General features: G+C 63.3%; 33 protein-coding genes, 1 other RNA gene and 1 riboswitch. Of the genes, 20 read left to right on the plus strand and 14 right to left on the minus strand.

Going from position 1 to position 26112, the window contains the following annotated elements; translation table 11 throughout:
• The first annotated feature begins 238 nt into the window (after window positions 1-238).
• The 11 genes from PKO50_RS00860 to PKO50_RS00910 are packed head-to-tail and all read left to right on the plus strand — an operon-like array spanning window position 239 to window position 7952.
• Complete coding sequence (locus PKO50_RS00860) at window positions 239-541, plus strand: hypothetical protein (RefSeq protein ID WP_256595837.1); 303 nt, start codon at window positions 239-241, stop codon at window positions 539-541.
• Complete coding sequence (locus PKO50_RS00865; RefSeq protein ID WP_109933524.1) at window positions 528-1241, plus strand: ferritin; 714 nt, start codon at window positions 528-530, stop codon at window positions 1239-1241. Before PKO50_RS00860 ends, PKO50_RS00865 begins: the two co-directional genes overlap by 14 nt.
• Before the next feature lie 2 nt (window positions 1242-1243).
• Complete coding sequence (locus PKO50_RS00870; protein WP_275628551.1) at window positions 1244-1489, plus strand: hypothetical protein; 246 nt, start codon at window positions 1244-1246, stop codon at window positions 1487-1489.
• The gene (locus PKO50_RS00875) at window positions 1486-1785 is read left to right on the plus strand and encodes a hypothetical protein (protein WP_275628552.1); all 300 of its coding nucleotides are present in this window, start codon (window positions 1486-1488) and stop codon (window positions 1783-1785) included. Before PKO50_RS00870 ends, PKO50_RS00875 begins: the two co-directional genes overlap by 4 nt.
• A 2-nt stretch (window positions 1786-1787) precedes the next feature.
• A complete protein-coding gene (locus PKO50_RS00880; RefSeq protein ID WP_275628553.1) occupies window positions 1788-2228 on the plus strand; it encodes a hypothetical protein in 441 nt (146 codons plus the stop codon).
• Complete coding sequence (locus PKO50_RS00885) at window positions 2228-4348, plus strand: heavy metal translocating P-type ATPase (RefSeq protein WP_275628554.1); 2121 nt, start codon at window positions 2228-2230, stop codon at window positions 4346-4348. Before PKO50_RS00880 ends, PKO50_RS00885 begins: the two co-directional genes overlap by 1 nt.
• Window positions 4345-4578 (plus strand): FeoA family protein, encoded by a 234-nt coding sequence (locus PKO50_RS00890; RefSeq protein ID WP_109934533.1) that lies wholly within the window; start codon window positions 4345-4347, stop codon window positions 4576-4578. Before PKO50_RS00885 ends, PKO50_RS00890 begins: the two co-directional genes overlap by 4 nt.
• 21 nt (window positions 4579-4599) lie before the next feature.
• The gene (locus PKO50_RS00895; RefSeq protein WP_256595878.1) at window positions 4600-4833 is read left to right on the plus strand and encodes a FeoA family protein; all 234 of its coding nucleotides are present in this window, start codon (window positions 4600-4602) and stop codon (window positions 4831-4833) included.
• Entirely contained in the window at window positions 4830-7157 is a 2328-nt protein-coding gene (gene feoB, locus PKO50_RS00900; protein ID WP_275628555.1) for a Fe(2+) transporter permease subunit FeoB, read from the plus strand. Before PKO50_RS00895 ends, feoB begins: the two co-directional genes overlap by 4 nt.
• On the plus strand, window positions 7154-7399 hold the full coding sequence (locus PKO50_RS00905; RefSeq protein ID WP_109934536.1) for a FeoC-like transcriptional regulator: 246 nt from the start codon (window positions 7154-7156) through the stop codon (window positions 7397-7399). The genes feoB and PKO50_RS00905 overlap by 4 nt, the downstream gene beginning before the upstream one ends.
• 16 nt (window positions 7400-7415) lie before the next feature.
• Window positions 7416-7952, plus strand: a complete 537-nt coding sequence (locus tag PKO50_RS00910) for a hypothetical protein (protein ID WP_275628556.1) — start codon at window positions 7416-7418, stop codon at window positions 7950-7952.
• Here the strand turns inward: PKO50_RS00910 and PKO50_RS00915 are convergent.
• From PKO50_RS00915 to PKO50_RS00935, 5 genes are all read right to left on the minus strand, one after another.
• The gene (locus PKO50_RS00915) at window positions 7949-8380 is read right to left on the minus strand and encodes an HMA2 domain-containing protein (protein WP_109934538.1); all 432 of its coding nucleotides are present in this window, start codon (window positions 8378-8380) and stop codon (window positions 7949-7951) included. The two genes, PKO50_RS00910 and PKO50_RS00915, sit on opposite strands and share 4 nt — an antisense overlap.
• A gap of 104 nt (window positions 8381-8484) precedes the next feature.
• Window positions 8485-8829, minus strand: a complete 345-nt coding sequence (locus tag PKO50_RS00920) for a hypothetical protein (protein WP_275628557.1) — start codon at window positions 8827-8829, stop codon at window positions 8485-8487.
• A gap of 84 nt (window positions 8830-8913) precedes the next feature.
• Complete coding sequence (locus PKO50_RS00925; RefSeq protein ID WP_275628558.1) at window positions 8914-9405, minus strand: hypothetical protein; 492 nt, start codon at window positions 9403-9405, stop codon at window positions 8914-8916.
• Between the two features lie 178 nt (window positions 9406-9583).
• The gene (locus PKO50_RS00930) at window positions 9584-10096 is read right to left on the minus strand and encodes a hypothetical protein (protein WP_275628559.1); all 513 of its coding nucleotides are present in this window, start codon (window positions 10094-10096) and stop codon (window positions 9584-9586) included.
• Between the two features lie 51 nt (window positions 10097-10147).
• Window positions 10148-10396 (minus strand): hypothetical protein, encoded by a 249-nt coding sequence (locus tag PKO50_RS00935; protein ID WP_009613099.1) that lies wholly within the window; start codon window positions 10394-10396, stop codon window positions 10148-10150.
• Between the two features lie 153 nt (window positions 10397-10549).
• On the opposite strand from PKO50_RS00935, the gene PKO50_RS00940 reads away from it, so the two are divergent.
• Together PKO50_RS00940 and PKO50_RS00945 are read left to right on the plus strand one after the other, a co-directional pair.
• Complete coding sequence (locus PKO50_RS00940; protein WP_109934542.1) at window positions 10550-10759, plus strand: hypothetical protein; 210 nt, start codon at window positions 10550-10552, stop codon at window positions 10757-10759.
• Window positions 10760-10810: 51 nt separating this feature from the next.
• Window positions 10811-10975, plus strand: coding sequence for a hypothetical protein (locus tag PKO50_RS00945; RefSeq protein WP_158546420.1), 165 nt, complete (start codon window positions 10811-10813; stop codon window positions 10973-10975).
• A 165-nt stretch (window positions 10976-11140) separates the two neighbouring features.
• On the opposite strand, the gene PKO50_RS00950 is transcribed toward PKO50_RS00945, so the two are convergent.
• The 3 genes from PKO50_RS00950 to PKO50_RS00960 form a co-directional block, all read right to left on the minus strand.
• Window positions 11141-12988 (minus strand): hypothetical protein, encoded by a 1848-nt coding sequence (locus tag PKO50_RS00950; RefSeq protein ID WP_275628560.1) that lies wholly within the window; start codon window positions 12986-12988, stop codon window positions 11141-11143.
• Window positions 12989-13072: 84 nt separating this feature from the next.
• The gene (locus PKO50_RS00955) at window positions 13073-13333 is read right to left on the minus strand and encodes a hypothetical protein (protein ID WP_275628561.1); all 261 of its coding nucleotides are present in this window, start codon (window positions 13331-13333) and stop codon (window positions 13073-13075) included.
• Window positions 13334-13399: 66 nt separating this feature from the next.
• Window positions 13400-13906, minus strand: coding sequence for a hypothetical protein (locus PKO50_RS00960; RefSeq protein ID WP_275628562.1), 507 nt, complete (start codon window positions 13904-13906; stop codon window positions 13400-13402).
• A 177-nt stretch (window positions 13907-14083) separates the two neighbouring features.
• Between PKO50_RS00960 and PKO50_RS00965 the strand changes: the two genes are divergently transcribed.
• Complete coding sequence (locus PKO50_RS00965) at window positions 14084-14296, plus strand: carbon storage regulator (RefSeq protein WP_275628563.1); 213 nt, start codon at window positions 14084-14086, stop codon at window positions 14294-14296.
• Between the two features lie 128 nt (window positions 14297-14424).
• On the opposite strand, the gene PKO50_RS00970 is transcribed toward PKO50_RS00965, so the two are convergent.
• On the minus strand, window positions 14425-14700 hold the full coding sequence (locus PKO50_RS00970) for a hypothetical protein (protein ID WP_023119085.1): 276 nt from the start codon (window positions 14698-14700) through the stop codon (window positions 14425-14427).
• 120 nt (window positions 14701-14820) lie between these two features.
• On the opposite strand from PKO50_RS00970, the gene PKO50_RS00975 reads away from it, so the two are divergent.
• The 6 genes from PKO50_RS00975 (at window position 14821) to PKO50_RS01000 (ending at window position 18414) form a co-directional block, all read left to right on the plus strand.
• Entirely contained in the window at window positions 14821-15045 is a 225-nt protein-coding gene (locus PKO50_RS00975) for a DNA-binding protein (protein WP_178119503.1), read from the plus strand.
• Window positions 15042-15257, plus strand: coding sequence for a hypothetical protein (locus PKO50_RS00980; RefSeq protein ID WP_019681378.1), 216 nt, complete (start codon window positions 15042-15044; stop codon window positions 15255-15257). The genes PKO50_RS00975 and PKO50_RS00980 overlap by 4 nt, the downstream gene beginning before the upstream one ends.
• The gene (locus PKO50_RS00985; protein WP_054377824.1) at window positions 15250-15639 is read left to right on the plus strand and encodes a hypothetical protein; all 390 of its coding nucleotides are present in this window, start codon (window positions 15250-15252) and stop codon (window positions 15637-15639) included. The genes PKO50_RS00980 and PKO50_RS00985 overlap by 8 nt, the downstream gene beginning before the upstream one ends.
• A gap of 234 nt (window positions 15640-15873) precedes the next feature.
• A complete protein-coding gene (locus PKO50_RS00990) occupies window positions 15874-16011 on the plus strand; it encodes a hypothetical protein (RefSeq protein WP_275628564.1) in 138 nt (45 codons plus the stop codon).
• Between the two features lie 106 nt (window positions 16012-16117).
• Window positions 16118-17410, plus strand: a complete 1293-nt coding sequence (locus PKO50_RS00995; protein ID WP_275628565.1) for a hypothetical protein — start codon at window positions 16118-16120, stop codon at window positions 17408-17410.
• The gene (locus tag PKO50_RS01000; protein ID WP_275628566.1) at window positions 17410-18414 is read left to right on the plus strand and encodes a tyrosine-type recombinase/integrase; all 1005 of its coding nucleotides are present in this window, start codon (window positions 17410-17412) and stop codon (window positions 18412-18414) included. The genes PKO50_RS00995 and PKO50_RS01000 overlap by 1 nt, the downstream gene beginning before the upstream one ends.
• 485 nt (window positions 18415-18899) lie before the next feature.
• Here PKO50_RS01000 and PKO50_RS01005 read toward each other — a convergent pair whose 3' ends face one another.
• The 5 genes from PKO50_RS01005 to PKO50_RS01025 form a co-directional block, all read right to left on the minus strand.
• Window positions 18900-20057 (minus strand): hypothetical protein, encoded by a 1158-nt coding sequence (locus tag PKO50_RS01005; protein WP_275628567.1) that lies wholly within the window; start codon window positions 20055-20057, stop codon window positions 18900-18902.
• A 189-nt stretch (window positions 20058-20246) separates the two neighbouring features.
• Window positions 20247-20601: a transfer-messenger RNA gene (gene ssrA, locus PKO50_RS01010) on the minus strand.
• Window positions 20602-20674: 73 nt separating this feature from the next.
• Window positions 20675-21352, minus strand: coding sequence for a type 1 glutamine amidotransferase domain-containing protein (locus tag PKO50_RS01015; RefSeq protein WP_275628568.1), 678 nt, complete (start codon window positions 21350-21352; stop codon window positions 20675-20677).
• 105 nt (window positions 21353-21457) lie between these two features.
• On the minus strand, window positions 21458-22468 hold the full coding sequence (locus tag PKO50_RS01020) for a sodium:proton exchanger (protein ID WP_109934548.1): 1011 nt from the start codon (window positions 22466-22468) through the stop codon (window positions 21458-21460).
• Between the two features lie 63 nt (window positions 22469-22531).
• Window positions 22532-22702: riboswitch (yybP-ykoY riboswitch) on the minus strand.
• A 38-nt stretch (window positions 22703-22740) separates the two neighbouring features.
• Window positions 22741-26016 carry a carboxyl transferase domain-containing protein gene (locus PKO50_RS01025; protein ID WP_275628569.1) on the minus strand — a complete coding sequence of 1092 codons (3276 nt, stop codon included), beginning with the start codon at window positions 26014-26016 and terminating at the stop codon, window positions 22741-22743.
• Window positions 26017-26112: the final 96 nt, after the last annotated feature.

Here is a 26112-nt window from a genome sequence, read left to right on the forward strand (position 1 = left end):
CCGAAATCCCGGCCGGCTCGCTGCTTATTTGATCGCGGTCAATTGCGACTCATTTGCAGCGAACTAGCTTGAGCCATGAGGGCGGCCAATTCGAAACACCATCGAATTGTCGATCAGCCCCTTCCGAATCGTTCGAGAGCGATCTCCGACTGTCTTCGGGAATTTTCGAGCCGCCTTTGAGGGAGGTATCGGGATGGTCGGGTTCGAAACGCTCCTCGCGCTTCTGCCGAAGGTCCGCGTGGTTCACCACATTCCCGGCCGCATACGGCTGAAGCTGGTGGACCTGGAATTGCCTTCCAGCCCCCGCCTGCCGGCGCGCGGCGTGCTGCACAAGGCCTCGGAAATCGCCGCCCGCGCGCCTGGCGTGCGCTCGCTGCGGCTCAACCCGCTGGCGCGTTCCTGCGCCGTGGAATACGACCCGCTGGTCATCCCCGAGCAGGCCTGGGCCGATCTCCTGGCCGGCCAGCGCTCGCCCGCGGCGCGCATCCTGGAAGGCATCCTGCTCGACAGCTACCGGGAGATCGTCGATGCGCAACTATGACGAGCCGATCCTGCGCGGGCGCCAACTGCAGCCCGCCGCGCCCTTCCCGCTGCTGCACCAGGCGGTGCGCATCGCCCTGTACGACGAATACGCCGCGCGCAGTTTCTACGCCCGGGTGGTGGAGGCCTTCGGCGAGCGGCCGCCGTTTCCCGACGTGCTGCGCGACCAGGAGCGGCACATCCAGGCGCTGTCGGCCCTGGCCGCGCGCTTCGGCATCCCTCGGCCGCTGGACCCCTTCCCGGCGGAGACCGCCATCGAGCCGACCTGGCTGGCCAACTGCATGCGCGCGGTGATGGGCGAGAGCGCCAACGTTCGCCTCTACGACTACCTGCTGGCCCACGTGCGCCAGCCCGAGGTGCGCCGGGTGTTCCTCGACCTGCAGGCCACCGCCTCCGCCAACCACCTGGCGGCGTTCCGCGAGGCGGCCATCGACGCCTTCGACCAGGAGCGCTACCACGCCGGCAAGGGCGTTCCGCCACAGGAGGCCTATGCCAGCCATGGCCCGATTTCCGATTTCACCGAATACCTGATCGCCCACCTCAGCGGCCAGGGTGGCCTGCTGGGCCTGGCCGGGCCGCTGCTGCGGCGGGTCAACCCGGTGTTGCTGGCCGGCGTGGCCGTCGGCGGGGGCGGGGTCTACCTGTGGAAACACAAGCGCGCACGTCCTGCACGCCCTGCACATCCTGAAGAGGAGAACTGACCATGCAGCCACTGATTTCCTTTGCGGCCGGGGTGGTGGCCGGGGCCGTCGCCCTGCGCCTGATCCGCCGTGGCAAGGCGACGAAAGCCGCCGAAGAACCGCCGGCAGCCGAACCTGCGCCGGCGCCTGTCGTGGCGCCCAAGGCCGCGCGCCGGCCCGCCGCGAACAAGGCCGCCGCGGCGAAGAAAACCCCCGCCCGCCCACGCAAGGCCACCCGGCCTGCGCCCGCCACGGAGCCTGGAGCATGAAAGCCTATCCGGCACTTCGACAGGCGGCCTGGGATGACGCCAATTTCGCCAAGGGTTTCGTCACCAGCGCCTGCCTGTCCGCCTTCCAGGATGCGGCCGGGCAGCCGGACCTGCGGCGGGTGGCGCGCCATGCCCTGCAGGGCGGCACTGCGCTGTGCGCCGGCACCCTCGCGGCGCGGGCGCTGCAACGGCGGGAATACGCCCGGGCGCTGTTCGCCGGCATGGCCGGGGCGGTGGGCGTGATGCTTGTGGAACGTTGGCTGCACGACGGGGCACGGCCCCGCCAGGAGAACTGAGCATGGCTAAGAAGGGCAAGCGGCGGCAGCAGGCCGCCGGATATGGCTACGGGGACGACGCCTACGCCGGCAACGGTTACGGCGCATACGGCTATGCGCCGCAGAACCCGCCCGGCTGGCAGATGCCGCCACCGCAGATGATGGGCGGCGCGCCGGGCATGCAGGAAGCGGCCGGGCTGTTCGGCCTGGCCGGCGGGATGGATGCCGGCATCCTCCAGGGGCTGCCGACCTTCCTGCGTTCGCGGCACACCGAGCAGTTCCTCCTCGGCCTGCTGGTCGGCGGCGCGGCGGCCTGGGTGATGAGCGACGAGGAACTGCGCGGCAAGCTGATGAAGTCCGCGGTGAAGCTCTATGCGAGCCTGGCCGGCGGCCTGGAGGAGTTCAAGGAGCAGATGGCCGACCTCAAGGCCGAGATGGGTGCGCAGCAGAGCGGTGACAAGTAATGTCGGGCCCCTGGTTCGCCGGCCTCGACCTGGTGCACGGCAGCGCCGGGCGGGCGCGTTATCGCTACCGCTGCCAGAAGGGCAGGCGCGGCGAACTGCAGCGCATCGAGTGGGCCGTCGAATCCCTGCGCGGGGTGCGCAAGGTGCGGGTCAACCCGGCGATCCAGGCCCTGGTGGTCGAATACGAGGGTGCGCTGACCGACGCCGAGCGCCTGCGCCAGGACATCCTCGCCCTGGAGTACCCGGACCTGCCGCTGGCCGCGGGGCGGGCCGGTGGCCGTGGCGACGAGTCGCCGGCCGGGGTGCTGACCACCGGCGCGGCGCTGCTGGCCGACCGCCGCCTGCAGCCCGAGCTGCAGGGGCCGCTGTCCATGGCGGTATCGCTGCCGCTGTTCGGCAAGGCCCTGGCGGAGCTGGTGCAGCGGGGCATCACCTCCCACGTGCTGGAGGCGCTGGCGGTGGCCATTTCCATCGGCCGCCGCGACTTCCTCACCGCCAACATCACCACCTTCCTGCTGGCGCTGGGCGACTACCTGGAGCGCTCCATCGAGCGCCATTCGGACAACCTGCTCAAGAGCCTGCTGCGCCCGGCCAGCAACGAAGTCTGGGTGGAGCGTGACGGCGTCGAGCAACTGATCGATGCCCGCGAGGTGGCCTTCGGCGACACGGTGATCGTCGCCACCGGCACGGTGATTCCTGTCGATGGCACCGTGCTGGGCGGCGAAGCACTGGTCAACCAGGCGACCATGACCGGCGAGAGCGTGCCGGTGGTGCGCCACCGCGGCGACATCGTGCTCTCGGGCACGCTGGTGGAGGAGGGGCGCCTGCGCATCTACGCGGAGAAGGTCGGCCGCCACGCCGCCGCGGCGCGCATCGCCAGCTTCGTCGAGCAATCCCTGGCGGTGAAGAGCGCCACCCAGCTGGAGGCCTCGCGCCTGGCCGACCGCCTGGTGCCCATGGTGCTCGGCCTGGCCGGCGGCACCTGGCTGCTGTCGGGCAGCCTGCAGCGCGCCTCGGCGGTGCTCCAGGCCGACTATTCCTGCGCCCTCAAGCTGGCCACCCCGGTGGCCTTCAAGGCCTCCATGTACCAGGCCGGCCGCCACGGTGTGCTGGTCAAGGGCGCCAATGCCCTGGAGCGCCTGGCCGAGGCGGACACCTTCGTCTTCGACAAGACCGGCACCCTGACCACCGGCGCCCTGCGCGTCACCGACTCGCTGGTGTGCAGCGCCGGCTACAGCGCGGAGGACGTGATCAACATCGCCGCCTCGGTGGAGGAACACTACTACCACCCCATGGCCATGGCGGTGGTCGAGGCGGCCAGCCACCTGCCGCACCGGCAGCACTTCAACCACGGCGAGGTGGAGTTCATCGTCGCCCATGGCGTGGCCAGCGTCATCGACGGCAAGCGCATCGTGGTCGGCTCGCGGCACTTCGTCGAAGAGGACGAGGGCATTGCCACCGCGGCCTACGCACAGGACATCGAACGCCTGCGCCGGGAAGGCAAGACGCTGCTCTACATCGGCTACGGCGGCGAACTGCTCGGCGTGCTGGGCATGCTCGACAGCGTGCACCCGGACAGCGCCGCCACCATCGCCCGCCTGCGCGAGCTGGGCGCCCGGCGCATCGTCATGCTCACCGGCGACCACCCCGAACGCGCCCAGGCGCTGGCCGACGAACTGGGCCTGGACGGCTTCCGCGCCGGGCTGCTGCCGGACGAGAAGGCCGCGGCGATCCAGGCGCTGGCCGAGCAGGGCGCGCGCATCGCCTTCGTCGGCGACGGCATCAACGACGCGCCGGCGCTCAGCGGCGCCCACGTCGGCATCTCCATGCGCCAGGGCTCGGACATCGCCCGCCTGGCCTCGGACATCGCCCTGCTGGAAGACGGCATCGCCGGCGTGGCCGACGCCAGGGCCATCGCCATGGCCGCGCGCGATTTGATCAACAGCAACTTCAGGCTCATCGCCGGGCTCAACAGCAGCATCCTCGGCGCCGCCGCGCTGGGCCTGCTGAGCCCGGTCTCGGCCTCGATGCTGCACAACGGCTGCACCATCGGCATCCTCCTGCGCGCCCTGGCCGGCGCCGGGATGCCGGGCCAGCCGCGCCCGCAGGAGGCCCCATGAGCACGGATGCGCTGCCGCTGAGCATGGCCGGGGAAAACGCCAGGGTGCGCATAGTCGCGCTGCTCGGCGGGCCGGGCATGGCCCGCCGGCTGACCGAGATGGGGCTGAACGTCGGCAGCGAGATCACCGTGCGGCAGAGCCAGGGCGGCGGTCTGGTGGTATCCCGGGGCGAGACGCGTTTCGCCCTGGGGGCCGGAGTGGCTCACAGAATCATGGTGTGCCCCGTCTGATGGCGCACCGGGAGGCATGCCATGGCAATGCTCAAGGAACTGGCGGTAGGTGACCGGGCCAGGGTGACCGGCTTCAACCAGGGCGGCAGCGCCTACCGGCGCAAGCTGCTGTCCATGGGGCTGACCCCTGGCGCCGAGCTGTCGGTGACGCGGGTGGCGCCGATGGGCGACCCGGTGGAGATCCGCGTGCGCGGCTTCTCCCTGTCGCTGCGCAAGGCCGAGGCCGATGCGCTGATGGTGGAGAGGCTGCCATGAGCGAGCACCGCGTCATCGCCCTGGTGGGCAACCCCAATTGCGGCAAGACCACGGTGTTCAACGCCCTCACCGGTTCGCGCCAGCGCGTCGGCAACTGGCCGGGGGTGACGGTGGAGCGCAAGGTTGGCGAGTACCGCTTCGAAGGCGAGCGCTACGAGGTGGTCGACCTGCCCGGCACCTATTCCCTGGACGTGGTCGACCAGGAAGTGTCGCTGGACGAGAAGATCGCCCGCGACTACGTGCACGCCAACGAGGCCGGCCTGGTGGTCAACATCGTCGATGCCTCCAACCTCGAGCGCAACCTCTACCTGACGCTGCAGCTGGCCGAGATGCAGGTGCCGCTGGTGGTGGTGCTGAACATGGTCGACGTGGCCGAGGAAAAGGCCATGCGGGTGGACGCCGGCAAGCTCGCCGAACGCCTGGGCTGCCCGGTGGTGCCCGTGGTGGCCTCGGAAGGCACCGGCATCGACGAACTGAAGGTGGCGCTGCGCGAGGCCCTGCGCCAGGCTCGCCGGCCCGCCGTGGCGGTGACCTACGACGCCGCCCTGGAGCAGGCCATCGACAAGCTGCTGCCGGAACTGGCCGAGGCGGACACGGGCATGGCGCCGCGCTGGCTGGCGGTGCGCCTGCTGGAGGGCGACGACCTGGCCCGCGCCATTGCCGGGCCCCGGGCGGCGGAGGCGGCGTCGCGGCTGGCGGAGGAACTGGGCGACGACATCGACATACTGGTGGCGGACGCCCGCTACGGGCTGGCCAACGCCATCACCCGCGAGGCCCTGACACGCCTCGGCCGCACCAGCCGCGACCTGACCGACCGCATCGACCGCGTGGTGCTCAACCGCATGCTGGGCATCCCGATCTTCTTCGCGATGATGTACCTGATGTTCATGTTCACCATCAACATCGGCAGCTCCTTCATCGACCTGTTCGACCAGCTCGGCGCGCTGTTCTTCGTCGACGGCCCCGGCCGGCTGCTCGACGCCTTCGGCACCCCCGACTGGCTGGTGGCGCTGCTGACCAAGGGCATCGGCGCCGGCGTGCAGACGGTGGCGACCTTCATCCCGGTGATCGGTTTCCTCTTCCTGTTCCTCTCCGTGCTCGAGGACTCGGGCTACATGGCGCGCGCGGCCTTCGTCATGGACCGCTTCATGCGCTGGGTCGGGCTGCCCGGCAAGTCCTTCGTGCCGATGATCGTCGGCTTCGGCTGCACCGTCCCGGCGGTCATGGCCACGCGCACCCTGGAGCACCGCCGCGACCGCCTGCTGACCATCGCCATGGCGCCGTTCATGTCCTGCGGCGCACGGCTGCCGGTGTACGTGCTGTTCGCCGCGGCGTTCTTCCCGGAGCACGGCCAGAACGTGGTGTTCGGCCTGTACCTGATCGGCATCGGCGCCGCCGTGCTGACCGGCCTGCTGCTCAAGCACAGCCTGCTGGAGGGCGAGGCCACGCCCTTCATCATGGAGCTGCCGCCGTACCACATCCCCACGGTCAAGGGTGTGCTGCTGCACACCTGGTCGCGGCTCAAGGGCTTCGTGATCAAGGCCGGGCGCATCATCGTGCCCACCGTACTGGTGCTGAACATGCTGAACTCCACCGGCACCGACGGCAGCTTCGCCAGCGTGCCGCCCGACCACTCGGTGCTGGCCGAGGTGGGCCGCGGCATAGCGCCGGCCTTCAGCCCCATGGGCGTGACCGAGGAGAACTGGCCGGCGGCGGTGGGCATCATCACCGGCATCCTGGCCAAGGAGGCGGTGGTGGGCACACTCAACGCCACCTATGGCGCGCTGGCCGGGCAGGGGGAGGCTGAGGAGGACAAGCCCTTCGACCTGGCCGGCGGCATCGTCGACGCCTTCGCCACCGTGCCGGCCAACCTGGCCGAGGCCTTCGGCCGCTGGACCGACCCGCTCGGCCTGGAGGCCGACCTGGGGGACCAGGACGCGGTCGCCGCCGCCAACGAGGTGTCGAGCAGCATCTTCGGCGCCATGGTCACCCGTTTCGCCAGCGCCTCGGCGGCCTTCGCCTATCTGCTGTTCGTCCTGCTCTACTCGCCCTGCACGGCCGCCATGGCCGCCGTGTACCAGGAGGCCGGTACCCGCTGGATGCTCTTCGTGGTGGGCTGGACCACCGGCCTGGCCTATGGCGTGGCGGTGCTGTTCTACCAGTTGGCGAACTGGGCGGCGCACCCGCTGGGCTCGCTGGCCTGGTGCACCGGCGTGCTGCTCGCCTTCGCCGCCGCCTTCGCTTCCCTGCGCATCGCCGGCCAGCGCGCGCCACGGGTGGCGGCTGGCCTGCCGCTCTCGCCCTCCGGAGGGGGCTCGCCATGATCCTGTCGCAACTGAGTGACTACCTGAAGCTGCACGGGCGGGTCAGCCTGCACGACATGCAGCACCACCTGGACACCACGCCCGAGGCCCTTGAAGGCATGCTCGCGGTGCTCGAACGCAAAGGCCGCGTGCGGCGCCTGCCCAGTGGCACCTCCTGCGGCGGGGGCACCTGCTGCAAGTGCGACCCGGCCACCATCGTCGTCTACGAATGGGTCGCGGCCACGCCCGGCAATGCGTCGTGACGCGGGACGCGGGGCCATGAAGCGGGCGCCGGCGCTGCTGGTCATCGGCATCCACCGCGAGGAACTGGCCTTCGGCGAACGCGTCGCCGAAGGCGTGGCGCCCGACCAAGCGGACGTGCAGCGCATACCCGACGGCCTGTCCGGGCGCCACCCGCGGGCGGACCAGCGCTTCCACCACGAACTCCTGCATGCCGCCCTGTACGAGCAACTGCTGCCGCTGGCGAGCGGCCGCTACCGGGTGCTGATCGACCTGCACAGCGGCCACGACCGCGACGGCCCGAGCGTGGACCTCTACTGCGGCCATCCGCGCTTCTGCCAGGTGCTGGTAGAGGCCCTGGCCCGGGAAGGGCTGGCCGGCCGGGGCATCGAAGTGGTGCCGCTGGGCGAGGCGGTCGCCACGGTGATCCCCCGGCGCATCTGGGACAACCCGAAATTCCTCTACCTCGGCATGGAGGTCTACCTGCCCGAGGGCGACCAGGAAGAGGCCGTGAGGCTGGCCAGGCAACTGGTCGCCCTGGTCAGCCGGCAGGCGCAGGCGTTCGAGGACGCCTAGCGCAGGATATGCCGGCGGTGCGTGCTCAGGTGCACCCCGAGGCATGCGACGAACACCGCTCCACAAGCCGCATGCCCGCGCTTGGAACCCATGCCCACCAACGCCAGCGAACTGCCCAGCCCGGCGATCATCCCCAGCTTGGCATAGCGGTTGACGCGCATCTTCAGCGGCCGCCGGCCGGCGGCCTGCAGCGGGGCGGCCAGTTCGGCGTCGACCAGCGCGTCGACCTGAGTTTCAAAGGCGGCGAGCTCGACCTGCGCCGGAGTGAAATGCAGAAGCAGCGAACCCGACTTCGCATTGGCCTCGCAGGAAAGCACGCCATCGAGCGCGGCCAGCGTGTCACGCAGCCTGCGCAGGCGTTCGGCATTGCGCAACCGGGCGTCCCGGACGCGGATACGGCCGGGCAGGGAGGAAACGATGTTGGTCATGGGGGCGGACGAGAGGCTGATTGGAAGCCGCATCATAGCGATTTGTATTCCGGGGCAGAGTGGCCGGTGGTCGGGTGGGCTCCGGGAGCATCAGCTCCGGCCTGTTACAGCCATTTCCCAGTGACCAGCATGTTCCCGATCAGGGCTAGCCACAGGGTGGCCGGGATATTGAACAACTGCAGCCAATGGAGCGACCTGGGGCCGCGGAATAGCCAGAAGGACGAGGCTATCAGGGCCAGGGGAATCAATTGGAGCCAGACGAACAGCCGCCCACCGATCTCACCATGCCAACCGCCGAACCCAACGGCGAACGCGAGCAGAAGCAGCACTAGTGCACTTGCTCCATGGGCGGACGAGACCAGCCGCAGGGTCAATGGCGTGTTGGCTGGCGAAGTCTGGAAGTACCAGTAGCTCGTCGAGAGCAGGATGAGGACGCAGAGCATTTCCATTGCTTTGCCTCGTGGCGGAGCGCAGCTTTACGCTGCCTGGGGATAGAACACAGCGTGTAATTCAGAACCGTCCCCTTTTTCGTTTCAAGCTGTGGTGTTCACCCCGGTCCCGCTGGTGCTGCTGCCGGACTCCGTCAATGCCTCGGAGTAGGCAGCATAGGCGCTTGCCACCGCTGCGCTGGCCGTCGCGACACGCGCCCGGGCGGCTTGCTCCTGGGTCTGGCGGGCCTGTTTTTCCTCATCGGTCTGGTTGCTGCCGCTCTGGCTGACCTTGGCAAGTTCCTGTTCGGCTTCCTGCAATTCCTTCTGCGCCTGCTCCACAGCCTCCTTGAGTTTCTCCAGCGTACTGTCGGAAGTGCTGCTGGAACTGCTGCCGCTCCCTCCTGCGCCACCCGCGCCACCCGCGCCACCGGCCCCGCCAGCACTCTGCGCCGAACCGCTCGCACTGGTTTGGGACGAACTCGTTGCACTAGAAGCAGTGCTGCTGTCGTCACTCGTCGACGAAGTGGCGGTGGATGAACTGGATGAGGTGGTGAAGCGGAGATTCATGTTGCTGACGGACGAGATGCTGGACATCGGAAGGCTCCGGATCGTGATGGATACCCGGCATGGCGGCCTTCGCAGGGAAACCTTTAGCGTGGTTTGTTAGCGGCTTGGTATCGGTCCGGATACTTTGGTCGGGAAGAGTGAGAAAGCGGAAGATGAGGGCGGCCGATTCATGTTGACCGAACTCGATGTTGGGGTACGTCCGCTTTTAATTCCGACCTGTGCACGCCTCAGCCTTTTTCTGCGCAGTTCTCTCGGTTGGGTGCTGCTCATGCTGCTGCCACCAGAATTGACACTGCGCTGACGCGAAGCGTTTCTCCTGCGCCACCCTGGCTTGTTCCGATTGGGCCTGGGCAAGTTGCTCGGCTTTCTGCTGTCGCAGCGCTTCTTCTTCCTGCACGACCCGTTGGCGCAACTCGGCCTGGGCTCTTTGCGAGTCCCGTTCGGCCTGGCGCATGGCTTGCTGCAGGTAGAGCCCCGCGTCATTGAGCGCGGCTTTGATGCGCTGCTCCTGGATGTAGTCGTAAAGCAGCTTTCCGCCCCAGATACCGCCCACGATGATGAGGGCGGCCAGGATGATGGCGTGGCTGGAGTCCATCGACTGATGGGCGCGGCGGGTAGGGGCCAGCCTGCGGCCAAGACGTTCGTTGCGATCGTCTATTTCCTCGTCCATATCGAGGCTGAGGCTTTTCAGTTGCTCGTCGATTTCACGCTTTGCCATACCTGCCGCGTTCCTTGCCGCACTTCCTGTGATCGAACCTTGTGGATATCCCTAGCCCGCAGGGTTGGCCTGGTCGTGATCAGGGCTTGTCTGCCCGATCTCCGGCAGCACCTCGCCGGTGCTCAACCACCAGCGGTAGTGTGGGTAGACCTTGCCGAGGATCTCCACCTCATCGGCGCCAACCCGCGCTCTTCCGCGCTTGATGCTGACCCAGCGGTTGTAGTCCGTGTCGCCAGCGCGCGTCAGTTCACTCAGGTTGCTCTGGCTTATCAGTCGAAGTGCTCTCTCGGTGATGCTCATTCAATTGGTAACTGATTGTTTTGGACTATGTACAAGGAATAGACCTGAAAGGTATTTTGACTATGTGCATGAACATAGTTCATGAAGTTAGCCGTCCATAAGCCGCCATAGTGCAGCAAAGGTTATGGGTGTGAAAGCTATTGAGGAGGGGTCATGACCCGACCAGATCTGCATCTCAACTTGTGCACTATCGAAGCCTTTGGCCGGATGTGCGTTTTGCCTATCGGAGTGGTAGCCGAGTGGATCGAGGCTGGCGCGCTGCCGAGTCGGACTATCGCCGGCATTCGCTTGGTCGACTTGAGGCGGCTGAACGCCAAACGCTTCAACGACAAGGTTTGCCAGTCAAGCGAGAGTGTTGACTAGCGAGCTACGCTATTCGGCGCCTGCCAGAGAGTGGCTTGGAAGGAGGTTCTGATGTCCAGAAAGTTTTCTGAGCTCAAGGCTAAGATGTCGCCGCAAGCTCAGGCCCGAGCTGAGGCCAAAGCCAAGGTCCTGTTGGATGAGATGTCGTCGACGGAGCAGCCAGAGCAAAAATCGCAGGCACAAAAAAGGCACTTGCGAGAACCGCCAAGTGCCTGATCTGTCTGTTTGGTGGGCCGGGGGATTTGAACCCGTTTTGGTGCGTGGCCATTAATGGTGATTTCTGGCTAACACTACTGAAATCAGGCCCTCTAGGAGGGCCATCTAGGGTATTGGTAGTAAGTAGGGGCAATTGATTTCGACGGATTTTCGACATCGATTGCTCTATTTCGGCAATTTGTCCTTAACTCTAGAAGCCGTTTTTTTGTCCCAGTCGATTTGCATGTCATCAAGTTTATCTAGTTCTACTCCGCGTCTTTCTAACTCTGCTCTTAGTTTGCCGTCTCTAAGGGTCTCAATGTGTCTTCCAAATATGTAGTCGGGGAGTTTCCAGAAGCATAGGAAGAATACAATTACACTTATGACTATGCTGATAAGTTGCGAATATGGGATGCTGTTTATTCCAGGTATGAATGATCCTATAATTGCGATCGCGCATACGATAAATGCTATTCCCCAAGTGAGCCGCCTCACGAATTTGTCAGCTTCGATCACTCCGCGCTCCACTTGCTTTCGATCTTTCTCTTCTCTGTTTTCGACGTCTTTAATACGCTGACGTTCTTGTTCCTCTAGTCTCTCCGTAAGCGCTCCGACCATTTCTTGAGTGGTCCTCACGTCCCCTCGGGCTAATAAGAGGTCGGTCTCCGCAGAAATTATCTGCCCCTTTAGCTCCTCAATTTTTTCACTGTGCTGCTGGTTTATAATTTCTATCTGCTCCTCGTGCTTTTCCCGCTCGGCCCGCCATTCGGCCTCGCTCTTTTCAAGAAGCGAATTCTTCATTTGCTCTAAGATGAGACTGGCATTATCTTGGGATATATAGCTTGAGTCCCCGAGTGACAGCTTGGACAGATACTGAGAACCGCGCTCCTCAGTCATAAGAGCTTTAAAATAATCAGCTTGCTTTTCGTCTACATTGCTTAAAAATTGATGCATTCGCTGGATTAGGTCGGTTTTGGGCTCCACTGCTGCTGCGCAATTTGCAAGTAGTACCTGTACCGGAAGTTTGCTGGCTGTTCCGCCGTACAATACCCAAAGCAGACCCGCTAAATATCGATCGGTGATGGCGGCAGGAACGTCACCTGCATCATAAATCCCCCATCGAACCATGGCATCTTGACTCTTTTTTGCTACCCAAGGATTTTCGGTAACAAAGAGAACCTTGCATGCTTGAAATTTACCCATCCTAGCTTTTGTGCCGCTGCGCAAGCGCATAGTACCTGCTACGGATGCTGCGTCTCTTTCTTGCGCCCTCTTGTTTTGGAAGAACCCAAGGCTTTGGAAGAGTTTTCTTTCGTCTTCATCTGTGAAATAACCGTATGCCTGTTGCGAGCTAGGTGCCTCGATTATCTCTATCGACTCTTGTTTTAACCTGATTTCGGGCGCCGTCTTTATAGACCCAGCATATGTCCTGAATGTTCTCTCATGTAGCCTTCGCGCAGTGGGGCCGTATCCTTCACCCGCGTCAAAAGAAGACATTACTGCGGCAAGGTTATCCGTCATTTCTTCAATTGAGTGTCTGAAGACTGCCAATCTAGCTCCCTTCTCCAAGAGCTGCTTGCATATGCTCGACGAAACCTCAAAAGCGCCTTTACTTGAGAGGTTAAGAAGGTCCATGAGGAACGGAGTGTCCAATATTACCCTTAGGCCGCTAAGTGATATACCGGTTTCCGGGCTTTGAAAGTTGAGGACAACTTCTGAGACCATGGCGCCTGCGGTTATTCTGCAAACTAATGCGTACAGTTCGGGCTCTTTGTTATGGAGATCAAGAACGAATGATGCGCAAAGTGTATCTATTCTTGCGGAATTAATCTTTTCTTGTTCCCATTTTGTTTGCTCTGCACTCTTGGGTAGTCCCAGTTTGGGCTTTCCATCGGCGCCGAGCGACTGGATAGGGCGCAATATTGTTCCGACAAAATCAAGGTCCACTATATGTGCAAGAAATGCTTCTTTTAGGACTTCTGGTTCAAATTTAAGACCTTCGTGCCCTTCCACAAGAGGTCTTGCAAACTCCACGAATTTGTCGAGTACTAGCTGAACGTCTTTTTCAGTTACTTCGGAGTATTCTTCTTCGATCTGTGAATATACATATTCATGTGCTTACTCATTGATTTTTATACGAGTAAGGACTCCAGCGGCTTCCAGCCTTGGCGCCAGGCTTTCAACCGCCCAGGAGCTAACATTTAGTCCGTATAAATCAGCGACTAATTCAGAGAATTTTGCAGGATTAAATGTTTCTCCTTGATGCAGCTTTGCAATAGGCTTGAATATCGGCATTAAACCGCTAAGCAGATCGCCATCGCTTCTGTTCGCCTGTGCGAGAAATGCATATGCCACGACGCTTCTATGTACACGACTCATTCCGATTCCCTTGTTCTAATTATCTAAATTCAATCTTCTATTAGCGCAGATATGGGGGCGGAGTAATCAATTTCCGCATGCCTGAGCTTTTCTTTTCGCAGTTCGTTCGGAAGGATTCTGGTTATGTTGCTGCCACCAGAACTGGCATTGGGATGATTTGAATCGTTTTTCCTGTTCCGCTCGGGCTTGCTCTGCCTTCAATTGAGCAAGCTGTTCAGCGCGCCGCTGTTCTCTTGCCTCTTCCTCGGCTTCTACTCGCTGCTGCATCTCTGCCTGCGCGCGTCTGGAGTCTTGCTCGGCTTGCTGCATCGTCTGCTGCATATAGGCGGCAGCTTCGTTGAATGCGGCCTTGATGCGCTGTTCCTGGATGTAGTCGTAGAGAAGCTTTCCACCCCACAGGCCCCCGACGATGATGATCGCGGCCAGGATGATGGCGTGGCTGGGGTCCATGGGAGTGTGGGCGTGGCGAGGTGGCGCGGCTTTCCGGCCTCGACGTTCGTTGCGATCGTCGATTTCCTCATCCATGTCGAAGCTCAGGCTTTTGAGCTGATCATCAATCTCGCGCTTTTCCATGCACGTTGCGTCCTTGCTTGCTGGCGGACTCAAGGTTTACGTGGGTCGATTCTAACCGGCATGTAGGATGATGGCATCTTGAAAGTACGACGTGGCTGAAACGCGCTTTACAGCCTTGTGGCGCCTCTTCGCTCTGCCATGTTGCACCAACCAATAGCTGCAACATGGGACGGCGCCATGAGCTATCTCGTACTTCAGCGTCACGCGAACGAGCAGATCGTGCAGACTGCGAATCCGGATGTGAGTGATGAGGACCTGATTCGGCAAATCAGGGAGCAGGGGATTGCGGTATGCGTTACGCGTACCGGGCCCAAGATCGCGAGCATTGCGATTAGTGCGCCGGAGTCGATGAAGATTCTCCGGGCGGAGCTGCTGACGTCCTGGGCGTGATCACTCGATGGGGTGTGTATCCATAGCAGGGCTGGATGTTGGATGGTCGGCCCTGCTGTCTTCTTCCGCCGCCGCTCCATTGCGGGAGCGCCATGTGTACCAGCGTTTACTCACCTCGGCAGTGAGTTTTATCCCGCGTCTTGATTGCTCAAGTTTCGATTCGCGTCTTCGTAGTCAGGGCTTGTTTGCCCCACCTCTGGCATCACCTCACCAGTCAATAGCCACCAACGGAACTGCGGGAAGACTTTCGCGATTGCGAGAATTTCCTCTTCCTTGATCTCCCTGCTCTTGGAGGGGTTCTTCAGGTTGCTCCACGTGTAGCGGCTGATACCGGTTAGCTCCTCTAGCTTGGGGAGCCGGATATCCGACCACGACAGAATGGTTATGACGCGCTGTTTGATCATTACTTATTCATCTAAATAAGCTCTAGTCAATCTGACTCAAGCTGAATGTGCTTCATATCGGCTAGAGTCAATTTGACTTTAGCTGTGACCAGTATTGATCAACATAGTGCAGGAAAGACCATGGATGTGGAAGGAACACCCCTCACTCTGAAAGACCTGCTTGCCCCGCCGCCGCTGATGCCGTGGCGCAACTTCGCCGACTGGATACGCATGAGCGACAGCCACGACATCGTGTGGGGCTGGATTCGCAATGGCTACATCCCGTCCCACAAGGTCGGCAAACACATGATGGTCAACGTGGCACTGCTGACCAGCCAACTGATGGATAAGGAGATTCGACTGTGAGCAAAACCCAAGTAGCCCCGGAGCTCTGCACCGTCGCGGCCTTCGCGGAGATGTGCGGCGTGTCGTATGCCGAAGCGGAGCAGTGGGCGGAAGACGGCACCATCCCCAGCCTCGACATGGGTACCTTCCGCATGGTCAATCTCGCGCGCTTCCGCGCCGACCTCCTCAAGGGCAAGAACACCTTCGACGCGGGGGACTACCGCCATGGATAACCGCCGCGTGATCCTGGATGCCATTAGCGCGCTGCGCTACCTCGGTCAGACCGTTCTGGTCGAACTGGGCTGGGAAGACGACCCCGAAACCGTGTGGCGCCTGCTGCGCGTGATCGGCGTAGTGCTTCCGGCAGAGGGCGTGCGCGACGAGCCGCACTTCCTGACAGTGCCCGTCGGCGTGACCGACGAATTCGCGAATGAAACCTTCTGGGACACTATTCGCACGATCCGGGTGATGCGAAACCGCGACCGGCAAAGCTCCGGCAACGTACTGGGCCGCATCGCCCACCCCGCAACGTCCCGGTCAGGGGCCGCGCTCCCGGCTCGTCGGAACAGCTCCACCGTTCCGGCGAACGGAAGCACGGGCGGAGCGCACCCTTGACCGCGCACCCGCCAGAAACAGCCTCGGCTTGGGAGTGTGGTGCAGCTCTTCCGCACCGCGCTCCCGAGCCCTCGGCGGCGAGAGCGGGATGACAAGGGCGGAGCCCTTTGTGTTGATCTTCTTCCCGGCGCGCACGGGCCTCACCGACCGCCGCAGCAGCACCCCGCCGCGATCCCCTCGCTCCGCCGCCACTCCACCACTCACACCCTGGAGCGCGCCATGTCGGAGTGCCTCTTGCTCAAGACCATCCTCTTGCTGCTCACCGCATACCTGTTCGGTCTGTGGGAGCTGCATCGTCCCGAATACCCCACCTGCTGGATCGACCCGGAGCGCCTTGCGTGCTGGTCGTTGGCCGCGCCCACCGGACGGTAGCGTAAGGCACGAGCGCCCCGACGGTGGGCGCGGCCGACGCCCCTGTAACACGTCGGACAACCCATTTCCTATTCGTTGGTTATTGGACATTGTTAGGTGAATCCCCATGAGAAAAGTGACCCACCAGCACCGCCTGATCGTTCAGCCTGACGGCCAGATCATTGATTCCCCGCGCGGCCGCCTGTTCGTCGATGCGCGGCCCGGCAGCTTCACCGATCTTTCCGGCGTGCGGGTGCTGCGGTGCGGCGTCGACACCGTCCGGCAGCTGTACAACGGCATGATCCGGCCCGAGGTGATGGCGCTGTTCGACGACAAGGAGCCCACCGCCGAATTCGCCGGGCATCAGTGGTCCAAGGGCCGCATCGGCCGCGACTCCGGCTACCAGTTCCGCCTGCAGAACGCGGACCTCGGCCTGATCCTGTTGATCAAGAACCACAACATCAAACTCGACACCATCGGCTCGCACTTGAAGATCGAGGTGTCGCCGCATGCTATCGACGGCACCGATCCCGCGGCCCTGCAAGCGATGCTCGATGACCTCGCCGCCGCGGTGCTGACCCACTGCGAAACCAACCAGTGCGCCGTCCACATCGCCCTGGATGTTCAGGGCTGGACGCCACCCGCTGACATCGTGGATCGCATGCACTGCCGGTCGAACCGGGTGCGCCAGATCAGCGGCATCGACCGCATTGAGTTCGACGGCAACGCCTCGGTGTACGGACGCGGCGAGACCTTCACGTTCGGCTCGGCCAACGGCCTCCAGCTGTGCATCTACAACAAGACGCTACAGGCGCGCGCGAGCGACAAGCTGGACTACTGGAACGCGGTCTGGTCCGGTCTCAATGGCGATCCGTTCGGCGCGGGTGAAGCCGCCTACGACCCGACGGAAACGGTGTGGCGCATCGAGTTCCGCTTCCACCACTCCATCGTCGAACAGTTCGCCCAAGGCACCTGCCTGCCCTCTGGCGCGGTGATCGCCACCCAGACCTATGCCGGTATCTGTCCGCACCTCCAGGGCCTGTTTGGCTACGCCTGCGAGGCCTTCAAGCTGCTGGCCCGGGACGCCGTCTACGACCCGTTCTGGTCGCTGATCATGCAAGACGTGAAGGTGCAGGTGGAGTGCGATCCGCTGATTGATCGCGTCGAATACCGGCGCTACCACAAGACGGCCATGGGCTTCTCCGGCAAGAACTGCGAGATGTTCCTGGGTCAGTTCATCAGCCTGATCGCACGGGAGCGCATCCCCGCAAAAAAAGCCATTGAGTCCGCCCACCGACTGGAATTCTGGCACGTCATCGAAGACCACTATCTGGCCAAGGGTTGGACTCGCCGCGAATTGGAGCAGCACATCAAGGACCTGATCTCCGACCGCTACCTAAGGCGAGGCTATGCCGTCTGATGAGCATCACCAGGCTCCCGGACGGCCTCTGGTTCGTCGACGTCGAACCCATCAAGGGGAAGCGCTTCCGCAAGCGGTTCAAGACCAAAGGTGAAGCTCAGCGCTTCGAAGCCACGGTGCGGCAGAAGTGCAGTGAGAACCCCGCTTGGAGCATCAAGCCAAAGGATCGCCGCAGGCTCTCCGAGCTGGTGCAACTCTGGTACGACCTGCACGGCCATTCACTACGCGACGCACCCCGGCGACTCTCCAAGCTGCTGCAATTGGCTGCTCGATTGGGTGACCCGGTGGCGACGGCCCTGGATGCGTCTTCGTATGCGAGCTTGCGGCGGAAACGGCTGGAGGAGGGGATATCGGGGAAGACCCTGAACAACGAGCTGGGCTACATCCGCGCGGTGTTCAACGAGCTTAAAGACTTGAAGCAGATCGAGTACGACAACCCGCTGGCCGGGGTGAAGCTGCTCAAGCTGCAAGAACGGGAACTGTCGTGGCTGACGACTGAGCAGATCGGCGAGCTTCTCGATTCCATCCGCAACCGTTGCGACAACCCACATACGGAGCTGGTGACGCTGCTCTGCCTGGCTACCGGCGCTCGATGGTCCGAGGCTGAAAAGCTCCCCGCGCAACGCCTCCAGGGCAACGTCGTGACCTACGCCGGAACCAAGTCAGGGAAGGTAAGGCACGTACCAATCCCAACGGAACTGGCTGACCGGGTGAGGGCGCACTGGCGGATGCATGGTCCGTTCACGTCCTGCATCACATCTTTCCGCCGCGCCCTGGAGCGAGCCACGATTCGGTTGCCGCAAGGGCAAGCCAGCCACGCGCTGCGGCACACCTTTGCCAGTCACTTCATGATGAATGGCGGCAACATCCTCACGCTGCAGAAAATATTAGGTCACTCAACTCTGGCAATGACTATGCGCTACGCACACCTCTCGCCTGATCACCTGCAAGATGCTATACGGTTCGGACCATTGGATGGATTTGACCTAGGATTTATAAATTGAAGCTAACGGATTATTTGGCATTTTACGCTGCAGTTCTTTCTTCCATCGTTTTTATTTGGAATTTGATCCAGTCTAGGCCGCGGATTCGGGTGCGATTGGTAACTGCTACCGAGTCGAAAAATGACGTTTTCCAGTTTGGTGTATATATCTGTATTCAGAATTTGTCCTCTCATGCGGTTAATATTTCACACGTGTCTTTGCTTTATGAAACTTCTGGTTCGGGCTTTTTGAGTCGTTTAAGGCATCTAATTAAATATCGTAGGATTTCTCGCCGAGTAGGATGGTGCTCGTCTAGTCTTTCTAATTATGGTATAGAAGATAAGTGTCCGTATAAGGTAGAGGTCAGAGACGCCTTAAATATATTTGTGCCGGATGAGGCGGTGAAGTCGCTTCTGTCTACGGCTAAATCGGATAATATTATGGCAGTTGCCCAGGATCAGCTCTGGATTGATCGATACTCCAATAGATTGAAATATAGATTTTAGTTAGTGCTGGTTCAGGAGTCTTTCAAACTCCTGAGCTGCGACTTCGTGCTGAATGGTGGACTCGGAGCGGCTCCACCAAGTTGTGTCGTTATTCTCATTGGCTGGTGTGAGTGGGTCATGTGCAAGGAAGATTTCGAATAGTCTTCTAGATTCTACGTCTCTAATGCTTAGTTGATAGGCGCCCTCATCGGCGAGTAGCTTTTTCACTATTAATGGAAATAGCCAGCTGCTGAAGAGTAAGTGGCTTTTCGCATTCCAAACGGTTGGTTGCCCATTACCTCTTGGGCCATGAGCCACAGCGTTGCGAGCGGCGCAAAAGTCTTGTACCCATGCATCTAATGGTCGGGATACGTTCTGCGGCCACCGGCCACGCCAGGTGGCTTCATTAAGCGTCCCAGCGAACCAGTGCGCAGGAAGCTGCAAATCACGCTGAAAGTGCCTGCTCAACCGCTCGCGTAAATCGCTGGCCATGTGCGATGAGTTCAATAGGGTTTCGAATGCTACTCGCATCAGTGTTAGTTCTGATTGTTCTTTTATGCCCGGCGCGTCGGTATTTGCAAGCAAGAAAGAATCTATTGCTGCAGTTATTTGTGATTTCAAATTACCTGTTTGAAGATTAAATAGCGCGTTCGCCACTGATTGGTCGATGTTTGATGGTATATGGCCGCCAATGTGGAAGGGGCGAATGAATCTAGGTGCTGCTGAAGTTCCTATATAGTGTTGAGTGCCGCCGTCTCGCCTTCTTGTTGTGATGCAGGTTGCTCCTGCTTCTGTATTGTCGAATCGCTGGGCAATAACTTGGTAGCTGTCAGTGTTACAGTAGTCGGTGAAGTGGCAAAATCTTCGATTTGCTATCGCTGCGAATATTAGTATTTTGGTTTCTTCGAATCTTGCTTGTATTTCTTCTTCGCCTACCTCTAGATTTGTAGTATCGTTTTCCCACGTAATTATAGACGCTGTATCAATGCGTCTGCTTATGGCGGGGAGTGGTTGAAAGGACTGGTCTCCATAGTTAGCCATTACCGCATCAATACTAGACTGGTCTATCCCAAAGAGAGCTCCGGGTGCCTCCCCTCTAATATACGGGTGGATGGTGATTCGCCCCAATTGTATTGGTAAGGTCGTTGTGACCCATGGCATAAAAAATAGTACTGACATGTCTTCCTCGCGAAACGTAATATTAAAGACGTTAAGGAGATAGATCGTAGCTTGGCAGGGGAGTCATCTAGCAGCCAAGCGTAAAGCTGGCAGTAGAATGCCATTTTCGACAGTTCTTCGACAGCTTGCGGAGGAAAAGAAAAAGCCCCTGAAATTCACTAGGAAATTCAGGGGCTTATCGTTTACATTTGGTGGAGCCGGGGGATTTGAACCCCCGTCCGCCAGCTCTCCGCTATCGGTTCTACATGCTTAGCCATCTCTACTGAGTTAACTCCGCGCGGCCCGAGTGGCAGGGCGCTTGGAGCGAGCTGTATGAGTTTTAGCCGTTACGTCTACAGCGAACTTGGCGGCGATCCTGTTCTATCTGACAGACCTAATCTTCGGGTTTACAGGCATCCCCTAGGGTCTGCTGGCGCCCTTAGGCGGCCAGAGCGTAGTTGTCGTCGTTGGCAACTATGAATTGTGGCAGCGGATTTACGAGAACTGTCACCTACTCGGCATGCCCCTCAAGTTTTGTTACCGGCGTCGAATCCTAATCGGCCCCAAAACCCGTAAAGGTCGCGGCCAGTGTACGGCAAAGCCCCCGGCGCGTCCACCGGGGGGCTTGCAAGTGCCTGTCAGCCCAGGAGTTTCAGCACGGCTTCGGCCACCGCTTCGCTGGAGGCGGGGTTCTGCCCGGTGATCAGCAGGCGGTCCACTTCCACGTGGCTCTGCCAGTCGTCGGCCTTGCTGTAGCGGCCGCCCTTGGCCTTGAGTTCGGTCTGCACCAGGAAGGGCACCACGGCGGTCAGGCCCACGGCTTCTTCCTCGCTGTTGGAGAAGCCGGTGACGTGGCGGCCCTCGACCAGCGGCTTGCCGTCGCCGTTCCTGGCGTGGCGCAGCACGCCGGGGGCGTGGCAGACGGTGGCCACCGGCTTGCCGGCGTGGGCGAAGGCCTCGATCAGGGCGATGGAGTGTTTGTCCTCGGCCAGGTCCCACAGGGGGCCGTGGCCGCCGGGGTAGAAGATGGCGTCGTAGTCGGCTTCGTTCACCTCGGCCAGCCTGCGGGTGCTGGCCAGGGTGGCCTGGGCCTCGGGGTCCTTGCGGAAGCGCTCGGTGGCCGGGGTCTGGGCGTCGGGCTCGTCGCTCTTGGGGTCCAGCGGCGGCTGGCCGCCCTTGGGCGAGGCGAGCGTCAGCTCGGCGCCGGCGTCCTTGAACACGTAGTAGGGCGCGGCGAATTCCTCCAGCCAGAAGCCGGTTTTCTTGCCGGTGTCGCCCAGTTGGTCGTGGGATGTGAGCACTACCAGGATCTTCATGGCCTCTCCTTGCATGCAGCGGTGTGACGGCAGGCGCCGGCCGGGCGCCTGGCGGAACCGTCAGTTTAGGCGCTGCGCCGCGGCTTGCACGCTGCGGCGCGGTGTTCAGCGGCCGAGGGTGATGGCCAGGTAGGCGACGTAGAGTGCGCCGTTGCCCAGCAACACCCAGGCGGCGATGCCGTCGTGGCGGGCGTTGAGGCGCAGCCAGAGCGCCGCGCCGAGGGTCACCAGTACGCCGGTGAGCACTTCGATGCGCGGCTGCCAGGGCGTCAGCAGGATGCCGATGGCCGGCAGCAGGGTGCCCTGGAAGACCATGGCGCCGGTGATGTTGCCGAAGGCCAGGGTGTCCTTGCCGCGGCGCACCCAGAGGATGCTGTTGACCTTCTCCGGCAACTCGGTGGCGATGGGGATGATCAGCAGCGAGAGCAGCAGGGCGGAGATGCCGAGCAGGCTGGACAGGCCTTCCACGCCGTGGATGAAGCCCTTGGCGCCGAGCACCAGCAGGGCCAGGCCCAGGGCCAGTTGCGCGACTATGGTGACGATGTTGGTCGGCAGGCCGGTGCGCGCCAGCCACATGGGGTTTTCCGCCGCGGTGCCGTGGCCGTCCTCCACCAGTTCGCGGGAGGCGCGCAGGGTGAGGGTGATGTAGCCGATGTAGGTGAGCACCAGCAGCACGCTCAGGCCGATGCGGTAGCTGTGCAACTGCGAGGGCACGAACATCGCCACCGTGGCCAGGCAGAAGGCCAGGAGGAAGAAGTTGAGGTCGCGCAGCAGGCCGCTGCGCTCGGGCACCAGGCGCCCGCGCAGGCCACGGCCGCGGAGGACGAAGCAGGCCATCAGGCAGGTGGACAGGGTGGAGAGCATCAGCGGCGCGCCGAGGATGGCGCCCACGCCCACTTCTTCGTTGAGCGACACGTTGCTGGTGCCGGCCACCAGCGCCAGCAGCGGTACCAGGGTTTCCGGCAGGGCGGTGCCGATGGCGGCGAACAGCGAGCCGGTGACGCCTTCGGAAATGCCCAGGCGCTCGCCCAGGTGTTCCAGGGCGTTGGTGAAGAGTTCGGCGGCGACCAGAATGAGCAGCAACATGCCGAGCAGTTCGAGGACGAAGGTCAGCATGGGGCGCGCTCCTCGCGGGTGGAGGGCGACACGGGACGGAGGCGGTGCATCACGGTGGAACTCCCGGCCGGTGTAGTACCCATGACCATGCGCCTCCCCGGCCGCTGCGGAGGTTGCATGGTCAAAGGTCTTGCCAGGCTGTGCGCTGGCCACGCCATGGCCTGCCGGCCAAGGATGTTGACGTGGTCCCCGCCGGTGTTTCCGGGCGGGCGGCTACTCCCCAATGACGCCGGGCATTCTAGCGGATTGCCCGGCGCGCTCAAGGGCTTGTTTCACCATGTGTCGATCAAAGGGCGCTTCTTGCCGGCGCGTTTCGCCGCTTTCGGCGTCGACGCCAGGCCGCGCAGCAGCCAGCGGCGGGTCTCGGCCGGGTCGATGACGTCGTCGATCTCCAGGAAGCTGGCCATGTTCAGCCCTTTGCCGTGGCGATAGGCCGCAGCGACCATCTTGTCGAACAGCTTCTGCCGTTCCCCGGCGTCCTCCACGGCCGCCAGCTCCTTGGCGTAGCCCAGCCGCACCGCGCCCTCCAGGCCCATGGCGCCGAACTCGCCGCTGGGCCAGGCGATGGTGAACAGCGAGGCATGGAAGCTGCCGGCGGCCATGGCCATGGCGCCCAGGCCATAGCCCTTGCGCAGCACCACGGTGAAGAAGGGCACGCTCAGGCTGGCGGCGGTGACGAACATGCGCGAGACGTGGCGCACCGTGCCCTGCTTTTCCGCCTCCGGGCCGACCATGAAGCCGGGGGTGTCGCACAGCGACAGCATCGGCAGGTCGAAGGCGTCGCACAGTTGCATGAAGCGCGCGGCCTTGTCGCCGGCCACGGCGTCGATGGCGCCGCCCAGGTGCGCGGGGTTGTTGGCGATCAGGCCGAAGGGCTTGCCTTCGATGCGCACCAGCGCGGTGATCATGCCCGGGGCGAACTGCCGGCGCAGCTCCAGCACCGAGCCTTCGTCGGCCAGGGTGGCGATGACCTGGCGCATGTCGTAGGCGCGCAGGCGGTTCTCCGGCACGGCGTGGCGCAGGTGGCGCTGGTCCGTGCACTGCCAGTCGGCGACCTCGCCCTGGAAGTAGGACAGGTACTGGCGGGCGATGCGCGTGGCTTCGGCCTCGTCCTCCACCAGCACGTCGATCACCCCGTTGGGGCCCTGCACGCTGCTCGGCCCGACTTCCTCGGCGGCGTAGCGGCCCAGGCCGCCGCCCTCGATCATCGCCGGGCCCGCCATGCCGATGCTGCTGTCGCGGGTGGCGATGATCACGTCGCAGCAGCCCAGCAGCGCGGCGTTGCCGGCGAAGCAGCGGCCGGAAACCACGCCCACCAGCGGCACCAGCCCGGAGAGTTTCGCCATGCCCATGAAGGTGGCGCAGTCCAGCCCGGCCACGCCCAGGTAGTCGCTGTCGCCGGGGCGCCCGCCGCCGCCTTCGGCGTAGAGCACCATCGGGATGCGCCACTGCTCGGCCAGTTGCAGCATGCGGTCGCTCTTCTTGTGGTTCATCACCCCCTGGGTGCCGGCGAACACCGTGTAGTCGTAGGCGATGGCCAGGCAGCGCGCGGCTTCCTCGCCGAACTGCGCGGCATTGACGCTGCCCAGGCCGGTGACCAAGCCGTCGGCCGGGCTGATCGTCTGCAGCTCCTCCAGGCTGCGCCGCCGCCGTTGCGCGGCGATGGCCAGGGCGCCGTACTCGATGAAGCTGCCGGCATCCAGCAGGTCGGCGAGGTTTTCCCGGGCGCTGCGCTTGCCGGCGGCGTGGCGCTTGGCGATGGCTTCCGGGCGCCGCGCGTCGAGGCCGATGGCATGGCGTTCGAGGACTTCGGCGAGGTCGGCGCGGATGTGTTCGAGGTCCTGCTCGCCGGCCAGGCCTTCGTCCAGCGCGGCCACTTCCGCCGGCTCGACGAACAGCAGCGGCGCGCCTTCGTCGAGGCTGTCGCCCGGTTCGGCGGCCAGGCTGTGGACGATGCCGCTGGCGCTGGCCTTGACCTCGAATTCCATCTTCATGGCTTCGACGATGGCGATCACCTGGCCGCTGGCCACGGCGTCGCCGGGGGCGGCCAGCAGGCTGACCAGCACGCCGGCGCCGGGAGCGTTCAGGGCGAGGCAGCCGGGCGGTGCCGCGTGGCTGCGCGTGGCCTGTTCGCCGCCGGCGCTGCCCAGCCAGCGGTGCGGGTGCTCGCCGCCGGCCAGCAGCTCCGCCAGGTGCTGCTCGATGAAGCGGGTGCTCACCTGGTTGTCCGCCAGTTCCGGGCGGCGCAGCAGGTTGAGCAGCAGCGGGATGTTGTTGGCAACGCCTTCGATGCGGAATTCGCAGAGCGCGTGGTAGGCCTTGCGCAGGGCCTGTGGATAATCCGCCGCCTGGACGATCAGCTTGGCCAGCAGCGAGTCGTAGCCGGCGCCGGTGCGGTAGCCGGGGTAGCCGTAGCCGTCCACCCGCAGGCCGGGGCCGCTGGGCGGCTGGTAGGCGGCCAATACGCCGCTGGCCGGTTGCGGCGTGCCGTCGGCGGCCAGGCTTTCCAGGTTGATCCGTAGTTGCAGGGCGAAGCCGCGCGGGGCGGGGATATCTGCCTGTTGCAAACCCAGCTCGGCCAGGCTGGCGCCGGCGGCGAGGCGCAGCTGGGCCTGGACCAGGTCGATGCCGGTGATGGCCTCGGTGATGGTGTGTTCCACCTGCAGGCGCGGGTTGGCTTCCATGAACAGGAAGTCGCCGCTGTCCTCGTCGAGGAGGAATTCGAAGGTGCCCAGGCCGCGGTAGCGCACCGCTTCGGCCAGGCGCACCGCGGCGCTGGCGATGGCTCCGCGCAGGCGCGGGTGCAGGCCGGGGCTGGGGGCGATCTCCAGCAGCTTCTGGTTGCGCCGCTGCAGGCTGCAGTCGCGCTCCCACAGGTGGCTCACCTGGCCACTGCCGTCGCCGATGACCTGGATTTCGATGTGCCGGGCGCGCTCCACCAGGCGCTCGACGTAGAGCGCGTCGTTGCCGAAGGCCGCGCGGGCTTCCGACTGGCAGCGCGCATAGGCTTCGGCGATGTCCTCGCGCCGGCGCACCGCGCGCATGCCGCGCCCGCCGCCGCCGGCCAGGGCCTTGATCATCATGCCGGCGCCGCTGGGCAACTGGGCGAAGAAGCGCCCGGCTTCCTCCAGGCTGGTGGCGCGGTTGGTGCCGGCGGCCAGGGCCACGCCGTGCTGGCTGGCCAGCTCGCGGGCGCGGGCCTTGTCGCCCAACTGTTCCAGGACTTCGGCGTCGGGGCCGACGAAGCGCAGGCCGGCCGCTTCGCAGCGGCGGGCGAACCCGGCGTTCTCGGAAAGGAAGCCATAGCCGGGGTGCACGGCATCGCAGCCCTGGGCCAGGGCCACTTCGATCAGCTGGGCGATGTCCAGGTAGGCGGCGGCCCCGCGCCCGCGTAGGGGCACGGCCTGGTCGGCCTGGCGGGTGTGCAGCGAGGCGGCGTCGTCCTCGGCGAAGACGGCGACGCTGCGGATGCCGAGTTCGGCGGCGGCGCGGGCGATGCGGATGGCGATCTCGCCACGGTTGGCGATCAGCAGGCAGGTGATGGGCATGGGCGATTCCGCTTGTCGTTCTTCTGGCGTGGAATCGCTCCATCTTAGGGATGAAGCGGGGCCCCGGAACGAACCGGGGCCTCGCGAATGACGGGC

The organism is Pseudomonas sp. 273 (genome assembly GCF_029201425.1).
GTDB lineage: Bacteria > Pseudomonadota > Gammaproteobacteria > Pseudomonadales > Pseudomonadaceae > Pseudomonas > Pseudomonas delhiensis.

What these genes read in the sequence shown, in the direction of transcription:
- PKO50_RS00865 (WP_109933524.1), top strand. Translation starts at nt 528, where the DNA reads ATGCGCAACTATGACGAGCCGATCCTGCGCGGGCGCCAACTGCAGCCC.
- PKO50_RS00870 (WP_275628551.1), top strand. Translation starts at nt 1,244, where the DNA reads ATGCAGCCACTGATTTCCTTTGCGGCCGGGGTGGTGGCCGGGGCCGTC.
- PKO50_RS00875 (WP_275628552.1), top strand. Translation starts at nt 1,486, where the DNA reads ATGAAAGCCTATCCGGCACTTCGACAGGCGGCCTGGGATGACGCCAAT.
- PKO50_RS00880 (WP_275628553.1), top strand. Translation starts at nt 1,788, where the DNA reads ATGGCTAAGAAGGGCAAGCGGCGGCAGCAGGCCGCCGGATATGGCTAC.
- PKO50_RS00885 (WP_275628554.1), top strand. Translation starts at nt 2,228, where the DNA reads ATGTCGGGCCCCTGGTTCGCCGGCCTCGACCTGGTGCACGGCAGCGCC.
- PKO50_RS00890 (WP_109934533.1), top strand. Translation starts at nt 4,345, where the DNA reads ATGAGCACGGATGCGCTGCCGCTGAGCATGGCCGGGGAAAACGCCAGG.
- PKO50_RS00895 (WP_256595878.1), top strand. Translation starts at nt 4,600, where the DNA reads ATGGCAATGCTCAAGGAACTGGCGGTAGGTGACCGGGCCAGGGTGACC.
- feoB (WP_275628555.1), top strand. Translation starts at nt 4,830, where the DNA reads ATGAGCGAGCACCGCGTCATCGCCCTGGTGGGCAACCCCAATTGCGGC.
- PKO50_RS00905 (WP_109934536.1), top strand. Translation starts at nt 7,154, where the DNA reads ATGATCCTGTCGCAACTGAGTGACTACCTGAAGCTGCACGGGCGGGTC.
- PKO50_RS00910 (WP_275628556.1), top strand. Translation starts at nt 7,416, where the DNA reads ATGAAGCGGGCGCCGGCGCTGCTGGTCATCGGCATCCACCGCGAGGAA.
- PKO50_RS00915 (WP_109934538.1), bottom strand. Translation starts at nt 8,380, where the DNA reads ATGACCAACATCGTTTCCTCCCTGCCCGGCCGTATCCGCGTCCGGGAC.
- PKO50_RS00920 (WP_275628557.1), bottom strand. Translation starts at nt 8,829, where the DNA reads ATGGAAATGCTCTGCGTCCTCATCCTGCTCTCGACGAGCTACTGGTAC.
- PKO50_RS00925 (WP_275628558.1), bottom strand. Translation starts at nt 9,405, where the DNA reads ATGTCCAGCATCTCGTCCGTCAGCAACATGAATCTCCGCTTCACCACC.
- PKO50_RS00930 (WP_275628559.1), bottom strand. Translation starts at nt 10,096, where the DNA reads ATGGCAAAGCGTGAAATCGACGAGCAACTGAAAAGCCTCAGCCTCGAT.
- PKO50_RS00935 (WP_009613099.1), bottom strand. Translation starts at nt 10,396, where the DNA reads ATGAGCATCACCGAGAGAGCACTTCGACTGATAAGCCAGAGCAACCTG.
- PKO50_RS00940 (WP_109934542.1), top strand. Translation starts at nt 10,550, where the DNA reads ATGACCCGACCAGATCTGCATCTCAACTTGTGCACTATCGAAGCCTTT.
- PKO50_RS00945 (WP_158546420.1), top strand. Translation starts at nt 10,811, where the DNA reads ATGTCCAGAAAGTTTTCTGAGCTCAAGGCTAAGATGTCGCCGCAAGCT.
- PKO50_RS00955 (WP_275628561.1), bottom strand. Translation starts at nt 13,333, where the DNA reads ATGAGTCGTGTACATAGAAGCGTCGTGGCATATGCATTTCTCGCACAG.
- PKO50_RS00960 (WP_275628562.1), bottom strand. Translation starts at nt 13,906, where the DNA reads ATGGAAAAGCGCGAGATTGATGATCAGCTCAAAAGCCTGAGCTTCGAC.
- PKO50_RS00965 (WP_275628563.1), top strand. Translation starts at nt 14,084, where the DNA reads ATGAGCTATCTCGTACTTCAGCGTCACGCGAACGAGCAGATCGTGCAG.
- PKO50_RS00970 (WP_023119085.1), bottom strand. Translation starts at nt 14,700, where the DNA reads ATGATCAAACAGCGCGTCATAACCATTCTGTCGTGGTCGGATATCCGG.
- PKO50_RS00975 (WP_178119503.1), top strand. Translation starts at nt 14,821, where the DNA reads ATGGATGTGGAAGGAACACCCCTCACTCTGAAAGACCTGCTTGCCCCG.
- PKO50_RS00985 (WP_054377824.1), top strand. Translation starts at nt 15,250, where the DNA reads ATGGATAACCGCCGCGTGATCCTGGATGCCATTAGCGCGCTGCGCTAC.
- PKO50_RS00995 (WP_275628565.1), top strand. Translation starts at nt 16,118, where the DNA reads ATGAGAAAAGTGACCCACCAGCACCGCCTGATCGTTCAGCCTGACGGC.
- PKO50_RS01000 (WP_275628566.1), top strand. Translation starts at nt 17,410, where the DNA reads ATGAGCATCACCAGGCTCCCGGACGGCCTCTGGTTCGTCGACGTCGAA.
- PKO50_RS01005 (WP_275628567.1), bottom strand. Translation starts at nt 20,057, where the DNA reads ATGTCAGTACTATTTTTTATGCCATGGGTCACAACGACCTTACCAATA.
- PKO50_RS01015 (WP_275628568.1), bottom strand. Translation starts at nt 21,352, where the DNA reads ATGAAGATCCTGGTAGTGCTCACATCCCACGACCAACTGGGCGACACC.
- PKO50_RS01020 (WP_109934548.1), bottom strand. Translation starts at nt 22,468, where the DNA reads ATGCTGACCTTCGTCCTCGAACTGCTCGGCATGTTGCTGCTCATTCTG.
- PKO50_RS01025 (WP_275628569.1), bottom strand. Translation starts at nt 26,016, where the DNA reads ATGCCCATCACCTGCCTGCTGATCGCCAACCGTGGCGAGATCGCCATC.